At 51.9% G+C, this 12,382-nt stretch carries 16 protein-coding genes; 8 read left to right on the top strand and 8 right to left on the bottom strand.

Going from position 1 to position 12,382, the window contains the following annotated elements:
• Positions 1-467: 467 nt before the first annotated feature.
• Genes drpB through NMC31_RS21555 form a run of 4 tightly spaced genes read left to right on the top strand, consistent with a single transcriptional unit; the run spans position 468 to position 3,438 of the window.
• A complete protein-coding gene (drpB, locus tag NMC31_RS21570) occupies positions 468-737 on the top strand; it encodes a cell division protein DrpB (protein ID WP_253899038.1) in 270 nt (89 codons plus the stop codon).
• Between the two features lie 57 nt (positions 738-794).
• Entirely contained in the window at positions 795-1,490 is a 696-nt protein-coding gene (locus tag NMC31_RS21565; protein WP_253899037.1) for a phosphohydrolase, read from the top strand.
• 57 nt (positions 1,491-1,547) lie between these two features.
• Positions 1,548-2,963, top strand: a complete 1,416-nt coding sequence (locus NMC31_RS21560; protein WP_253899036.1) for a DNA cytosine methyltransferase — start codon at positions 1,548-1,550, stop codon at positions 2,961-2,963.
• Positions 2,944-3,438: a very short patch repair endonuclease gene (locus NMC31_RS21555; RefSeq protein WP_253899035.1), complete on the top strand. Its 495-nt coding sequence runs from the start codon at positions 2,944-2,946 to the stop codon at positions 3,436-3,438. The genes NMC31_RS21560 and NMC31_RS21555 overlap by 20 nt, the downstream gene beginning before the upstream one ends.
• Here the strand turns inward: NMC31_RS21555 and yedA are convergent.
• A complete protein-coding gene (gene yedA, locus NMC31_RS21550) occupies positions 3,413-4,324 on the bottom strand; it encodes a drug/metabolite exporter YedA (RefSeq protein ID WP_253899034.1) in 912 nt (303 codons plus the stop codon). The genes NMC31_RS21555 and yedA overlap by 26 nt on opposite strands.
• Before the next feature lie 177 nt (positions 4,325-4,501).
• On the opposite strand from yedA, the gene NMC31_RS21545 reads away from it, so the two are divergent.
• The 3 genes from NMC31_RS21545 to dgcQ all read left to right on the top strand — a co-directional run bounded on the left by NMC31_RS21545 (position 4,502) and on the right by dgcQ (position 7,560).
• Positions 4,502-5,413: a DUF808 family protein gene (locus NMC31_RS21545; protein WP_253899033.1), complete on the top strand. Its 912-nt coding sequence runs from the start codon at positions 4,502-4,504 to the stop codon at positions 5,411-5,413.
• Positions 5,414-5,490: 77 nt separating this feature from the next.
• Positions 5,491-5,670: a YodC family protein gene (locus NMC31_RS21540; protein WP_253899032.1), complete on the top strand. Its 180-nt coding sequence runs from the start codon at positions 5,491-5,493 to the stop codon at positions 5,668-5,670.
• 201 nt (positions 5,671-5,871) lie between these two features.
• Positions 5,872-7,560: a cellulose biosynthesis regulator diguanylate cyclase DgcQ gene (gene dgcQ, locus NMC31_RS21535; protein ID WP_253899031.1), complete on the top strand. Its 1,689-nt coding sequence runs from the start codon at positions 5,872-5,874 to the stop codon at positions 7,558-7,560.
• Here dgcQ and NMC31_RS21530 read toward each other — a convergent pair.
• Together NMC31_RS21530 and NMC31_RS21525 are read right to left on the bottom strand one after the other, a co-directional pair.
• Positions 7,557-8,369 carry a mannosyl-3-phosphoglycerate phosphatase-related protein gene (locus NMC31_RS21530; RefSeq protein ID WP_149462268.1) on the bottom strand — a complete coding sequence of 271 codons (813 nt, stop codon included), beginning with the start codon at positions 8,367-8,369 and terminating at the stop codon, positions 7,557-7,559. The two genes, dgcQ and NMC31_RS21530, sit on opposite strands and share 4 nt — an antisense overlap.
• Before the next feature lie 294 nt (positions 8,370-8,663).
• Positions 8,664-8,873, bottom strand: coding sequence for a YodD family protein (locus NMC31_RS21525; RefSeq protein ID WP_015963934.1), 210 nt, complete (start codon positions 8,871-8,873; stop codon positions 8,664-8,666).
• 167 nt (positions 8,874-9,040) lie between these two features.
• Between NMC31_RS21525 and dsrB the strand changes: the two genes are divergently transcribed.
• Positions 9,041-9,229, top strand: a complete 189-nt coding sequence (gene dsrB, locus NMC31_RS21520; protein ID WP_112296194.1) for a protein DsrB — start codon at positions 9,041-9,043, stop codon at positions 9,227-9,229.
• A 46-nt stretch (positions 9,230-9,275) separates the two neighbouring features.
• On the opposite strand, the gene rcsA is transcribed toward dsrB, so the two are convergent.
• From rcsA to fliO, 5 genes are all read right to left on the bottom strand, one after another.
• Complete coding sequence (rcsA, locus tag NMC31_RS21515) at positions 9,276-9,899, bottom strand: transcriptional regulator RcsA (protein WP_253899030.1); 624 nt, start codon at positions 9,897-9,899, stop codon at positions 9,276-9,278.
• 278 nt (positions 9,900-10,177) lie between these two features.
• Complete coding sequence (fliR, locus tag NMC31_RS21510) at positions 10,178-10,972, bottom strand: flagellar biosynthetic protein FliR (RefSeq protein ID WP_253899029.1); 795 nt, start codon at positions 10,970-10,972, stop codon at positions 10,178-10,180.
• A 5-nt stretch (positions 10,973-10,977) separates the two neighbouring features.
• Positions 10,978-11,247 carry a flagellar biosynthesis protein FliQ gene (fliQ, locus tag NMC31_RS21505; RefSeq protein ID WP_007371488.1) on the bottom strand — a complete coding sequence of 90 codons (270 nt, stop codon included), beginning with the start codon at positions 11,245-11,247 and terminating at the stop codon, positions 10,978-10,980.
• A 12-nt stretch (positions 11,248-11,259) separates the two neighbouring features.
• On the bottom strand, positions 11,260-11,997 hold the full coding sequence (fliP, locus tag NMC31_RS21500; protein WP_149462263.1) for a flagellar type III secretion system pore protein FliP: 738 nt from the start codon (positions 11,995-11,997) through the stop codon (positions 11,260-11,262).
• A complete protein-coding gene (fliO, locus tag NMC31_RS21495) occupies positions 11,997-12,380 on the bottom strand; it encodes a flagellar biosynthetic protein FliO (RefSeq protein WP_436650919.1) in 384 nt (127 codons plus the stop codon). Before fliO ends, fliP begins: the two co-directional genes overlap by 1 nt.
• Positions 12,381-12,382: the final 2 nt, after the last annotated feature.

Below are 12,382 nucleotides of genomic sequence, written 5' to 3'. Positions count from 1 at the left end.
ATGTATTAGATATTGATATGTGATTTGATGACAGGGCAAGAGGAAAAAAACTAAAAAAAAAAGCCCGACTAAAAAATCATCGGGCCTGCTATAGATGAAAAAAATTTAACGAGTGCAGTGTAAAACAACAAAAGGCTAATAACGGAGCAATAGTTGCATGAAAATAATGAAAGATAAAGTCTGAAAACGGATCGTAAAATATTAAAAGTATGAATAACTTCATCAAAGATATATAGTGAAATTATGTCAATCAACAAAATCATGAAGCATTCACGCTTGTGCCTCTGAAGAATTGTGCATCACCTCACAAAATTGCCGAAGATCAAACGATCGGCATTTTGCGCTCAGGCAGGACCGACCAGTACTACTCAGCGTGCAAAGAGTCGCTATAATGTGACCGCAATCACATTTGTTCCTTAAGTGGAATTGCAGCAACAACGATTTTCCTCGCTAAATGAGAGTGTTATATGGAAGAGACTATGACGCGTGGCCCTGGCGGTAAGCTGGCGTTATGGGTTTTTTATGCGTTTTGCGGCTATTTTGTCTGGGCTATGGTGCGTTACTTATGGGTAATTAGCGAGGTAGAAACCCTTCCTGGCGCGACGCTGGATGGCGAAATCGCCTCAACCTCCGGCAAACTGCTTGGTGCGCTTGCGGGGTTTATCGTGCTCGGCATTGTCGGGTTGATCCTCGGCGGCATCGCCTGGTATACCCGTCCTCGTCAGATTCAGGAATGATGCGCTAAGCGAATTTTGTTATTCTCGCGGCCTGGAAACGGATTAAGGCCGCAAAGCATGACAATCGATGCCTGGCAGCAGCGTTTCGAACGCTGGTTCGCACAACATTACCCCGGTGGCGATGCCGCCCACGATATTTCCCATTTCCGCCGTGTCTGGCTCAGTGCCAGACACATCGCCGCAGACGAACCTGTCAACTTACTGGTACTGCTCACGGCCTGCTATTTCCACGACATTATCAGCCCGCCCAAAAATCATCCCGATCGTTCACGCGCGTCGCGGTTATCTGCCGAACGAACGCAGGTCATTCTGCGTCAGGACTTCCCTGATTTCCCGGACGATCTCTTCCCCGCGCTGGCGCATGCCATTGAAGCTCATAGTTTTAGCGCGCAGATAACGCCACGGACCCTGGAAGCGAAAATTGTGCAGGATGCCGATCGTCTAGAAGCGTTAGGCGCTATCGGCCTCGCGCGCGTCTTTGCCGTGTCGGGCGCCATGAACACGCCGCTGTTTGACGCGGACGATCCTTTTGCTGACTCTCGCCCGTTAGACGATAAACGTTGGGCGCTGGATCACTTTCAAACCAAGCTGTTACGGCTACCGCAAACCATGCAAACCGTCAGAGGGCGCAAGCTTGCGCAACACAATGCGGATTATCTGGTGCAGTTTATGGCGAAACTGAGCGCTGAGTTGCGTGGCGACCCGCTGGGTATAGATGAAGCCGTAGTGCGTCGATTTACGCTGTCGGAATGAATTTCCTTCGGCAAAGTATGGTAATCTCACGCTTATTTGTCTGGTCTGGTTGAATCTATGCAACAGAGTGAGTCACTGAGCGCGGCCCCGCATCAGGCGGTTGAAACCGATGCCCAGGCACTGCTTGAACATGTGCTGGATATTTATGATCTCAAAACCGTCGTGGCGCAGCTGAATGCGGTTGGCGAGCAGCACTGGAGCCCGGCTATCGTTAAACGGGTGGTGACGCTGGCGCGTGCCAATACGCGATTGAGTGAAAACGAGATGGCTCAGTTGGCGGCTTTATTGCCCAAACCTCCCGCACATCATCCTGATTACGCATTTCGTTTTGTTGATCTGTTTGCCGGCATCGGCGGCATTCGTCACGGGTTTGAAGCCATAGGCGGAAAGTGCGTGTTTACCAGTGAATGGAACAAACATGCGGTGCGAACCTATAAAGCAAACTGGTTCTGCGATCCGAGCGAGCATCATTTCAACGCCGACATCCGTGATATCACCTTAAGTCGTCACACGGATGTGAGCGACAGTGAAGCTCAGGAGAATATTCGTCAACACATCCCCCAGCACGATGTTTTGCTCGCGGGCTTCCCGTGCCAGCCGTTTTCATTGGCGGGCGTTTCCAAGAAAAATGCGCTGGGTCGCGCGCACGGTTTTGCCTGCGATACGCAGGGCACACTGTTTTTTGACGTTGTGCGCATTATCGATGCCCGCCGCCCGCCTATCTTTGTGCTGGAAAATGTCAAAAATCTCAAAAGCCACGACGGCGGTAAAACTTTCCGCATCATAATGCAAACCCTCGATGAACTGGGGTACGAAGTCTCTGATGCAACGGATATGGGCGCGGATGACCCGAAAATTATCGACGGGCAGCACTTTTTACCGCAGCACCGAGAGCGTATCGTGCTGGTGGGTTTCCGACGCTCTCTTGGTCTGCACAAAGGATTTACCCTGCGCGATATTCCGAATTATTACCCGGCGCGGCGGCCAGAGTTTGGCGAACTGCTGGACCCGACAGTGGATGAAAAATTCATTCTGACCCCCGTACTGTGGAAATATCTTTACCGCTACGCGCGTAAGCACCAGGCAAAAGGCAACGGTTTTGGTTACGGCATGGTTGACCCGACACGTCCCGGCAGCGTGGCGCGTACACTCTCTGCGCGCTATTACAAAGACGGTGCGGAGATCCTCATCGATCGCGGTTGGGATAAAGCGCTGGGGGAGAAAGATTTCGACGATCCGCAAAACCAGAGGCATCGCCCGCGCCGCTTAACGCCACGGGAATGTGCGCGCCTGATGGGCTTTGAACAACCCCATAGCCATCAGTTCCGTATTCCGGTTTCTGATACCCAGGCGTATCGCCAGTTTGGTAATTCCGTGGTGGTGCCGGTTTTTGCCGCCGTAGCGCGTCTGCTGCGTTCGCGCATTCTTCATGCCGTTACGATGCGAGAGAAAAATGGCGGACGTTCACGATAAAGCCACCCGCAGTAAAAACATGCGGGCGATCGGTACGCGTGACACGGCGATAGAAAAACGCGTCGCCACGTTGCTTACCGAGTGTGGTTTCGCCTGGACGGCACAGGAGAAAACCCTGCCGGGGCGGCCCGACTTCGTGCTGGGCGATTATCGCTGCATCATCTTTACCCATGGCTGTTTCTGGCATCATCACGACTGCTACTTGTTTAAGGTCCCCGCCACGCGTACGGAATTCTGGCTGACAAAAATCGCCAGCAATGTGGCGCGCGACAGGCGCGATATTGCCCGGTTACATCAGTTGGGCTGGCGCGTACTGATTATCTGGGAATGCGCCCTGCGCGGGCGTGAAAAACTGGCGGATATCGACCTGAAGGAACGGCTGGAAGAGTGGATCTGCGGCGGCGAGGGCAGCGCGCAGATCGGCACTCAGGGGATGTCGCAACTGGCGGTTACTTCTCTACCTGACACGATGTAACGCTGCTTTTCGCGCCGACCAGATACTTTCCTAATGTCACCAGCACCACGGCGGTGATAATAATTACCAACGCCAGCCATTCGACGCCCGATAAACGCTCGCCGTTAAACCCGGTACCCAGCAGTACCGCTACCACCGGGTTAACATAGGCGTAGCTGGTTGCGACCGCAGGCGACACATTGCGGATCAAAAACATATAGGCATTAATGGCGATGATGGAGCCGAACACCGCCAGATACGCTACCGCCAGAAAGCCAGAGGTATCCGGCATTGTGGTCAGACGCTCACCCGTCAGAAGAGAAGCGCTCATCAGTACGATACCTGCTGCCAGCATTTCAACCGCCCCAGCCATCATACCGACGGGCAGTACGATGCGTGAACCGTAGACAGAACCGAAAGCCCAGCTCATCGAACCAATCAAAATCAATACCGCGCCCCAAGGGTTACCGCTGAGGTTGCCGCCGCTGTTCAGCAGAATAATCCCGGCAAGACCGATGGCGATACCCAACCATTCAAGTTTACGCGTTGCGATACCAAAAAAGCGGCTGAAGCAGAGTGTAAACAGCGGCACCGTCGCGACCATCACGGCAGCAATACCGGAAGGCACATTCTGGTGTTCGGCGACGGTGACCAGACCGTTACCCACTGAAAGCAGCAGTACGCCAATTAACGCGGCGTTCAGCAACGGACGCCAGGCGGGCAGGCGATGACCGGTTAACAGCAGATAGCTCAGCAGCAACACTCCCGCCGAGAGAAAACGCACGCCCGCCATCATTAGCGGTGGCCAACTGGCAACGCCGATGCTGATGGCGAAGTAGGTCGAACCCCAGATAATGTAGAGCGCAAATAATGCACCGATAAGCGGTAACAGCTGTTTGATACGCATAATTTCTCACGGGAAAACACCAAGGCGGGATATAGTAAGCGGCAAAATGATTCTCTGCGAGTGCTTTTATTTGCAGTGAAATGTTGAATTTATGTATGCAGAATGTATGGTATGTGTAACCCGTATATTTGTTCCATACTGTGTGATTAATAAACAAAATAATGAAAGGAATAGATTGTGGCGGGAAGTAGTTTATTAACCTTACTGGATGATATTGCCACGCTGCTGGATGACATCTCCATGATGGGAAAGCTGGCGGCGAAAAAGACGGCGGGCGTGCTGGGCGATGATTTATCACTGAATGCACAGCAGGTTTCCGGCGTGCGCGCGAATCGTGAACTTCCGGTGGTCTGGAGTGTGGCGAAGGGTTCACTGCTGAATAAAGTGATCCTCGTACCGCTGGCCCTGTTGATCAGCGCGTTTATTCCCTGGGCGGTGACCCCGTTGTTAATGATAGGCGGGGCGTTCCTGTGCTTCGAAGGGGTGGAGAAAGTGGTGCATACGCTGCATGCGCGTAAGCACAAAGAGGACGATGCCGCGCGTCAGCAGCGATTAGACGCCATCGCCAACCAGGATCCGATGGTTTACGAACGCGATAAAGTAAAAGGCGCTGTCCGTACCGATTTTATTCTCTCCGCAGAAATCGTCGCGATTACCCTGGGCATCGTGGCAGAAGCCCCGCTACTGAACCAGGTTTTGATTCTGTCAGGTATTGCCGTACTGGTCACCGTCGGCGTTTATGGGCTGGTGGGCATCATCGTTAAACTGGACGATATGGGCTACTGGCTGGCAGAGAAAAAGAGCGCGCTGGCACAAGGGGTCGGGAAAGGTTTACTTTTTGTTGCACCCTGGTTGATGAAAATTCTATCAGTGGTCGGTACGCTGGCGATGTTTTTGGTTGGCGGTGGGATTGTGGTTCACGGCGTTGCGCCGTTGCATCACGCGATTGAAGGCTTTGCCACGCAGCAGGGCGCCGTCGTCGCGATGTTACTCCCGACGCTTGCGAATCTGGTGCTCGGATTTATTATCGGCGCTGTCGTGGTTGCGGTCGTAAATGGCATCAATCGCCTTCGTCAGCGTGAAGGCTAAAAAGTGCGCACCTATTACGCAAATCCGCTGGCGATCGACTAATGTGAAACTGTTTCACCCTGATACCGGAGGCAACTATGGTCTTTTTGGTCAGTGATGAAGTTCGGTCTAAAAATGGCGGTCAGCGTATGGTTGTGACGGGTTATGCCAGTGGGATGGTTGAGTGTCGCTGGTATGACGGTTTTGGCGTCAAGCGTGAGGCCTTCCGTGAAGATGAGCTCATGCCTGGTGGCGATAGCGCGCAGGAGAAAGCCTAGCCAAACGTCTTATCCGGCCTACATTTTTTGCAAATACAATATATTGCAGAAACCTTGTAGGCCTGATAAGCGTAGCGCATCAGGCAATGATGCGTGTGTGACTCGATACTAAGATTGTTTGTACATATTGAATTCAAGGCCGTTTTTCCGTTCAGGAGTGAGTACGTTGTCTTTTCATCAGGAGTTTTGCCGGGAGCCTTTGTGCATCCCGTAGCCCCCGAAAAATCCCCCGGTTGGTTGAGAAAACTTAGCCAGCACTCCAGACCCGGTAGAGTGGTAAACCTCTGCTTTTGCATAGTTCTGCTGTGTTCAACGATTCTGACGTGGCGCGAAACGGTGGTACTGGAGGAGGCTTATATCTCCAGCCAGCGCAATAATCTGGAAAACGTTGCCCGTGAGATGGACGGACAGTTGCAATTCAATGTCGATCGCCTGCTTTTTTTTCGTCATGGTATGCAAGCCGCGTTGCAGGCACCCCTGGCGTTTGAGGTCCTGCGCAACGCGGAAGCGGAATTTTCCCGTAAGCGCCATGAGCCTGACTGGCATATCGCGCTGGAAAACCGCCGTACGTTGCCGCTCAATGGTGTGTCGGATGCGTTTGTCGAGCAATCTGATTTCTTATCGCGCGATAACCCATTGGTCACAAACGAGTTCACCGCGGCGTTAGAGCTGGGCTATTTACTGCGTCTTTCTTCGATTACCGGGCAACATCTTTCGCGCTTTTCACCGCGCATGCTTTACGTGTCGCGGGCCGGATTCTTCCTGAGCAGCGAGCCCGTGACCCGTAATATTACCGAACAGTTTTATGAACTGGTGACCAGCCCGTGGTTCATACAGCAGTCTGAACGTGAAAATCCCGGACGTGGCGTGCGCTGGTACACGACGTTTTCCAGCGATAAACAGCATGAAGCGCAGATGGTTACCGCATCTGTACCGCTGAACTATCAGCACTACTGGTTTGGTGTGCTGGCGGCGCAACTCTCCGTCAGAGAAATGGGCGAGTTTTTGTTACGTGCCGTGGAAGGCGAAACAGAAGGGGAGTATCAGCTTTATGATAGCCGGATGAACCTGATCGCCTCGTCCAACCCGCAAGTCACGCCACTCACCCAGGAAGTGCAGGCCCAGCTCGCTCGCGCCTACGAAGAGAATAATCGCGGTAGTCTTCGCGAAATGACGCGCTATATCAGCTGGGAAAAGCTGCGTAATTTTGATGGTGTTCTGCTGCGGATTCACAGCCTGGAAGAGGGGATAAAAGGCGATTTTGGGCGTATCAGCATCGCGCTTACGCTGCTGTGGATACTGTTCACCGGTATGCTGATTCTCTCGTGGATGGTTATTCGTCAGATGGTGAGTAACATGTCCACATTACAGGAGTCCCTGCAATGGCGCGCCTGGTACGATGCGCTGACGCGTTTATACAACCGTGGCGCATTGTTTGAGCGTGCGGCAACGGCATCGGCAGAGTGTCGGCAGGCAGGAAAACCGCTGGCGGTTCTGCAACTCGATCTCGATCATTTTAAATCGATTAACGATCACTATGGCCATCAGGCTGGTGACCGCGTGCTGGCACATATTGCCCGCTTGATTGCGAATAAAATACGCGAAGGGGATATTGCCGGGCGTGTGGGCGGAGAGGAGTTCTGCGTTGTCCTGCCGAACGCCACGCTTGCTCAGGCGCGAGAGATAGCCGAGCGTATCCGCGAGTGTATCAACCGCCGTGAGATACTGGTGTCGAAAGGGCAGACCATTCGCGTCAGCGCGTCCGTCGGGGTATCAGCCAGCGACGATGAGCAGAAACGTTATGATTTTGCCTATTTGCAATCGGTGGCCGATCGCCGCCTCTATCTGGCGAAAGAGGGTGGACGTAATCAGGTGCGCGCCAAAGATTAATCACCCAGGAAGTGGCTGAGGCCCTCGTCCCAGCCACTCGGGCCTTGCCGCTGCGTGTGGTAGACTCGTTGCGGGTCGTCATTTTTTAAATGAATCCCTTCCCGATTCAGGCTTTTCACCACGACGGCGTAATCGGTGCTATCCAACAGGTCTGCGTCATTAGGGCCGTCACCTAAACCAAGGGAAAGGCGGCTGTGACCTTCCCGTTGCAGCATCCTGCGGCGCAGAAAACTGACCGCCTGAGCCTTACCGCTTTGCTCATCCAGCACGTGCCAGAAACGCGCCCCCTGAATAAAACGCAGCCCAAGCTGATGTAACGTCGCGGAAAATGCGGCCATGCGTTCATCTGTATCGCGCCAGATAAGCGTCTCAGAAGCCTCCTGAAGGCGTGCCAGCGCCGCATGTTTGTCATTCAGACCAGACCACTCGCTGAGCACCTGCGCGTCGACATCGGAAATCGCGGTAAACTTATAGCCTTCCCGTTCGCGAAGATGGTGCAGGACACCCAGAATATCTGCATGTGTTGCCCCGCAAATGATGCGTGGCCAGGACTCGTCATCCTGCCATTTTGCATCAAGCTGGATAACTGCCCCGTTCTCAGCAATAAACGCGCGACCTTCCAGTCCAATCTCTTTCTGAATAAGCATCATTTCTGCAGCGGTTTTACTGCTACACAAGACAACTGGCACATCCCGCTGTTTCAGACGCATCAGCCAGGCTGCTGCCGGCTGCCAATCATAAGTGTGGTTATCCAGCAGCGTGCCATCTAAATCAGTGAAGATTACCAGCGGTTGTTGCCAATCAAACATAAGATCTCCTTATGCACACAAAGGTTATTAAGAAAAATCTCAAAATAATAAAACGGTATAATTGAGATAAAACGCATGACAACCCGCGTGGGATGCTGGGCCCGCGGTAATGCACTTAGGCATTGTCCGTGAGTGGATAGTTCTGTCTGGTGAATAAATCTTGTCATTGGATATAAACGCAGATAATGTTTCATCCACATCAGATTTCCTGGTGTAACGAATTTTTCGATGACTTTTTGCAGATGCAAGTTTGATCCCGACTCCTCAAGCGTCGGGATTTTTTTATCCCTATCCTCATCGATTGACTTCGTTCACGCTAAAATCGTGAATATCCAGCTCAAACGCTTCAGCCAGTTCTCGCCAGGTATGGTATTCACGGCCATCAACGCTCACGTGATAGGGATCGTCAGCGGCACGATGGATTTCGCTTTCGCTGATTTCATTGATTGCTGCCAGCAGCGCATCAACATTGACGCCGTGGGTCGCTTTGGCATTGTTCATCATCACTACCTCTTACAGCCCGTGCAATAATAAGTATACCCGGCATTTATCAATGTGCTCATTTTATGAGCGGAATCACGATTGGTGAAGAAAGCAGCAGTTATGCAGTAAGGCGCTGTCAGCGCGGGCATTTTGTTCTACACTGGGCAGAAATGTTGAGGAGATTGCGTATGCAGGTAAACGATCGTGTCACGGTCAAAACGGATGGCGGCCCACGTCGATCGGGCGTGGTACTGGCGATTGAGCAGTTCAGTGAAGGAACAATGTATCTGGTCTCGCTGGAAGATTATCCGCTCGGTATTTGGTTTTTCAATGAAAATGGCCATCCGGACGGTATTTTCGTCGAGAAAGTAGACTGAGTCGGCATGAAATTGACTGGCGGTGTTATCCGCCAGTAAGTCGACATTAACGCATATTCACGTAAATGCCGGAGGTGACATTATCTGCAAGACGCACAACATGATAGATCACTTGCTTATTATGCGTTTTAATTTTCCTCTTGATATTACCCTTATGTGACGATACCGTCTTGGCCTTAATATTCATTTGATCCGATATCTGAATCGTCCCCTGTCCCGACATCCACATGCGTAACATGCTCGATTCCGTTCGACTTAACGATAACGTCGACATGTTAATCTGCTTTACATTGTCAGTTTCTTTTTTAAGATAATTCCCCAAAATATCATCAAGAGTGTCAGGTTTGATCGATTTGGAGCTAATTAACAGATTACTCCTAACCATTAAATATTCATCAAAATGGATATTTGCAATCGCCATAAAAACGATAAACAGCGTTCTGGGGTGTTGATTAATGATTTGTTTAATGTGCTGACTGCTCTGTGCATCGTGGATAAAACAGTCTTCATTAATGAACACCACAGACGGGCGGCGGGTGCTACACAATGCCGCAAGTCCGTCAACGTCGCTGACGTTATCAATATCGCGCTTCTTAACCCCTCGACTCGTCAAGTACCCTATCAATCCCAGCCGGGTGTAACTGCATAGATCCATAATAATCGTTGACATGGCATACCCTCACTCAATGCGTAACGATAATTAACCCTCTTGCCTGAACACTTCATAACTGCCTGAGCAAATTATTAAAACTAAGAACCAAGCGAAGACGATCAGGCGGCCTAAACTATCCCGTAAAGTTACGTATAATTTGCCAGGAATCTTCTCAAAGTAAAGTAAATGTTATGTTATGTGAGTGGGGTAAAAACAAATAATCCGCGCCAGATATATCCTGGTTGATGTTTTATAAATTCCCTTTTAGGAATTTCCTTACAATATCGAGGGCGCATTCAGGGGGAATTGACTCGGGGTAACTCGCTGATAATATCAGCTAAAAGATCGAATATTTCGCTAAATAAATGTTCGCAAAAAGGCGCAATAAGTGGCATTAACGCCGCCATCAATAATATCCCTACAGTTAATGTGATTGGAAAACCGATCACAAATACGGACAATTGCGGCGCCATACGATTAAGCATACCTAATGCAAGGTTAACGGTGAGCAGCAGCGTAATGACCGGCAGTGCGAGCATCAGGCCATTGAGGAAGATAAGTCCCCCTGCCCGCGAAAGGGCCAGAAAGGCGTTGCTGTTAAGGGGGGCGCCACCAATGGGCAAGGTGTGAAAGGTATCAACAAGCAGCGAAATCAGCCATAAATGGCCGTTAAAAACCAAAAACAACAGCATGGCGAGCATATCCATAATTCGCGCCAGTACGGGCATATTCAGGTTACTGCCGGGATCGACAAAGGTCGCAAACGACAACCCCATTTGCAGACCGATAATCTCCCCGGCAGTCCGCACGGCGGCAAAGGCAAATTGCATGGTAAATCCCAGTGCAATGCCAATCAGGATTTGCTGAAGCGCCAGCCAAAGGGCGTCAGGTGAAAAAAGCGGGACATCCGGCACCGGAATGGCGGGGGCAATAACCACGGTTATCACCAGCCCGAGCCCCAGTTTGACGCGTTTAGGCACGGTGCGTTCGCTCAATATTGGGGCTGTAGTAATCAGCGCCAGCACGCGCAGCAGCGGCCAGAAATAGAGGCTTATCCAGTGGACCCACTGGTCGCTGGTGATATTGAGCATCAGGATTAGCCGATGATATACGGAATGTTATTGAACAGAGTGCGTACGTAATCAAGCAGCAGGTTGAGCATCCACGGTCCGGCGACCACGATAGCGATAAACACGGCGATGATTTTAGGAATGAATGAGAGCGTCATTTCGTTAATCTGCGTCGCCGCCTGCAAGATACTGATAACCAGCCCCGTAATCAGCGCCACCAGCAGCAGTGGCGCAGCCAGCGCCAGCGCGACTTTCATCGCCTCGGTGCCCATCATCATCACGGATTCAGGTGTCATGTCGCTTTCCTGTTAACTGTAAAAACTTTGCGCCAGCGAACCCACCAGCAGTTGCCAGCCGTCGACCAGTACGAACAGCATCAGTTTAAACGGCAGGGCGATTGTGGCGGGCGGTACCATCATCATCCCCAGCGCCATCAGCACGCTGGCGATAACCAGGTCGATAATCAGGAAGGGAATAAAAATAGTGAAGCCAATCTGGAAGGCGGTTTTCAGCTCGCTGGTTACATAGGCCGGTAGCAGAATGCGCAGCGGCACTGCTTCCGGGCCTTCAATGGGCGCACTGTTCGCCAGACGCGCAAACAGCGCCAAATCGGCCTCGCGCGTTTGACGCAGCATAAACTCGCGCAGTGGCTGCGAGCCTTTATCCATGGCTTCCTGCAACGTAATTTTGTCCTCGCTGAAAGGCTGATAGGCATCGGTGTAAATCTTATCGATGACCGGCGACATAATAAAAAAGGTCAGAAACAGTGCCAGCCCCAGCAGTACCTGATTCGGTGGCGCAGAGGGGGTGCCCAGTGCGTTGCGCAGCAGACCGAAGACGATAATGATGCGCGTAAAACTGGTCATCATCAGTAAAATGGCCGGAATAAACGTCAGCGAGGTGATAAACACCAGCGTCTGAACCGGCAGTGACCAGCTTTGACCGCCGCCCGGTAATGGCTGGCTGACCAGCCCCGGCAGCTGCGCAAAGGCAGATGGCGAGAGCAATAACAGCGTGGAGATGAGGACAACGAAAATGCGGCGCATCAGGATCTCCCGGAACGCTTGAGAACATTTTTCATCAATGACGAAAAATCGGCGGCAGCAGGCTGTGTTGTTTGAGTATCTGCTGGCGCGGGCGGCAGCGTGTGCAGCAGGGTAACCTGATTGGCAGTGACGCCCAGAACCAGTCGTGCATCCTCGACGTTTACCACCACCACGCGTTCGCGTTGGCCTAATGAAGCGCTGGCGCTGACTTTCAGACCCTGCAGACCTCTCACACTATTACCGCCGACGCCAAAACGTTTGGCAATCCACGCCCCCGCGAGGATCAGCAGAATAATACCGAGCAGCGCGCCGCTCACCTGAATCAGCGGTGAGGCATCGGGCGCAGACGCGTGGGTGACGGTGGCGTGAGTCGGGCTTTTCATGA

This window comes from Pseudocitrobacter vendiensis (genome assembly GCF_943590815.1).
Lineage (GTDB): Bacteria > Pseudomonadota > Gammaproteobacteria > Enterobacterales > Enterobacteriaceae > Pseudocitrobacter > Pseudocitrobacter vendiensis.
This window is presented reverse-complemented; position numbering and strand designations above follow the sequence as displayed.

Excerpts from the sequence above, each read along its gene's own strand:
- drpB (WP_253899038.1), top strand. The coding sequence starts at position 468 with ATGGAAGAGACTATGACGCGTGGCCCTGGCGGTAAGCTGGCGTTATGG.
- NMC31_RS21565 (WP_253899037.1), top strand. The coding sequence starts at position 795 with ATGACAATCGATGCCTGGCAGCAGCGTTTCGAACGCTGGTTCGCACAA.
- NMC31_RS21560 (WP_253899036.1), top strand. The coding sequence starts at position 1,548 with ATGCAACAGAGTGAGTCACTGAGCGCGGCCCCGCATCAGGCGGTTGAA.
- NMC31_RS21555 (WP_253899035.1), top strand. The coding sequence starts at position 2,944 with ATGGCGGACGTTCACGATAAAGCCACCCGCAGTAAAAACATGCGGGCG.
- yedA (WP_253899034.1), bottom strand. The coding sequence starts at position 4,324 with ATGCGTATCAAACAGCTGTTACCGCTTATCGGTGCATTATTTGCGCTC.
- NMC31_RS21540 (WP_253899032.1), top strand. The coding sequence starts at position 5,491 with ATGGTCTTTTTGGTCAGTGATGAAGTTCGGTCTAAAAATGGCGGTCAG.
- NMC31_RS21530 (WP_149462268.1), bottom strand. The coding sequence starts at position 8,369 with ATGTTTGATTGGCAACAACCGCTGGTAATCTTCACTGATTTAGATGGC.
- NMC31_RS21525 (WP_015963934.1), bottom strand. The coding sequence starts at position 8,873 with ATGATGAACAATGCCAAAGCGACCCACGGCGTCAATGTTGATGCGCTG.
- dsrB (WP_112296194.1), top strand. The coding sequence starts at position 9,041 with ATGCAGGTAAACGATCGTGTCACGGTCAAAACGGATGGCGGCCCACGT.
- rcsA (WP_253899030.1), bottom strand. The coding sequence starts at position 9,899 with ATGTCAACGATTATTATGGATCTATGCAGTTACACCCGGCTGGGATTG.
- fliR (WP_253899029.1), bottom strand. The coding sequence starts at position 10,972 with ATGCTCAATATCACCAGCGACCAGTGGGTCCACTGGATAAGCCTCTAT.
- fliQ (WP_007371488.1), bottom strand. The coding sequence starts at position 11,247 with ATGACACCTGAATCCGTGATGATGATGGGCACCGAGGCGATGAAAGTC.
- fliP (WP_149462263.1), bottom strand. The coding sequence starts at position 11,997 with ATGCGCCGCATTTTCGTTGTCCTCATCTCCACGCTGTTATTGCTCTCG.
- fliO (WP_436650919.1), bottom strand. The coding sequence starts at position 12,380 with ATGAAAAGCCCGACTCACGCCACCGTCACCCACGCGTCTGCGCCCGAT.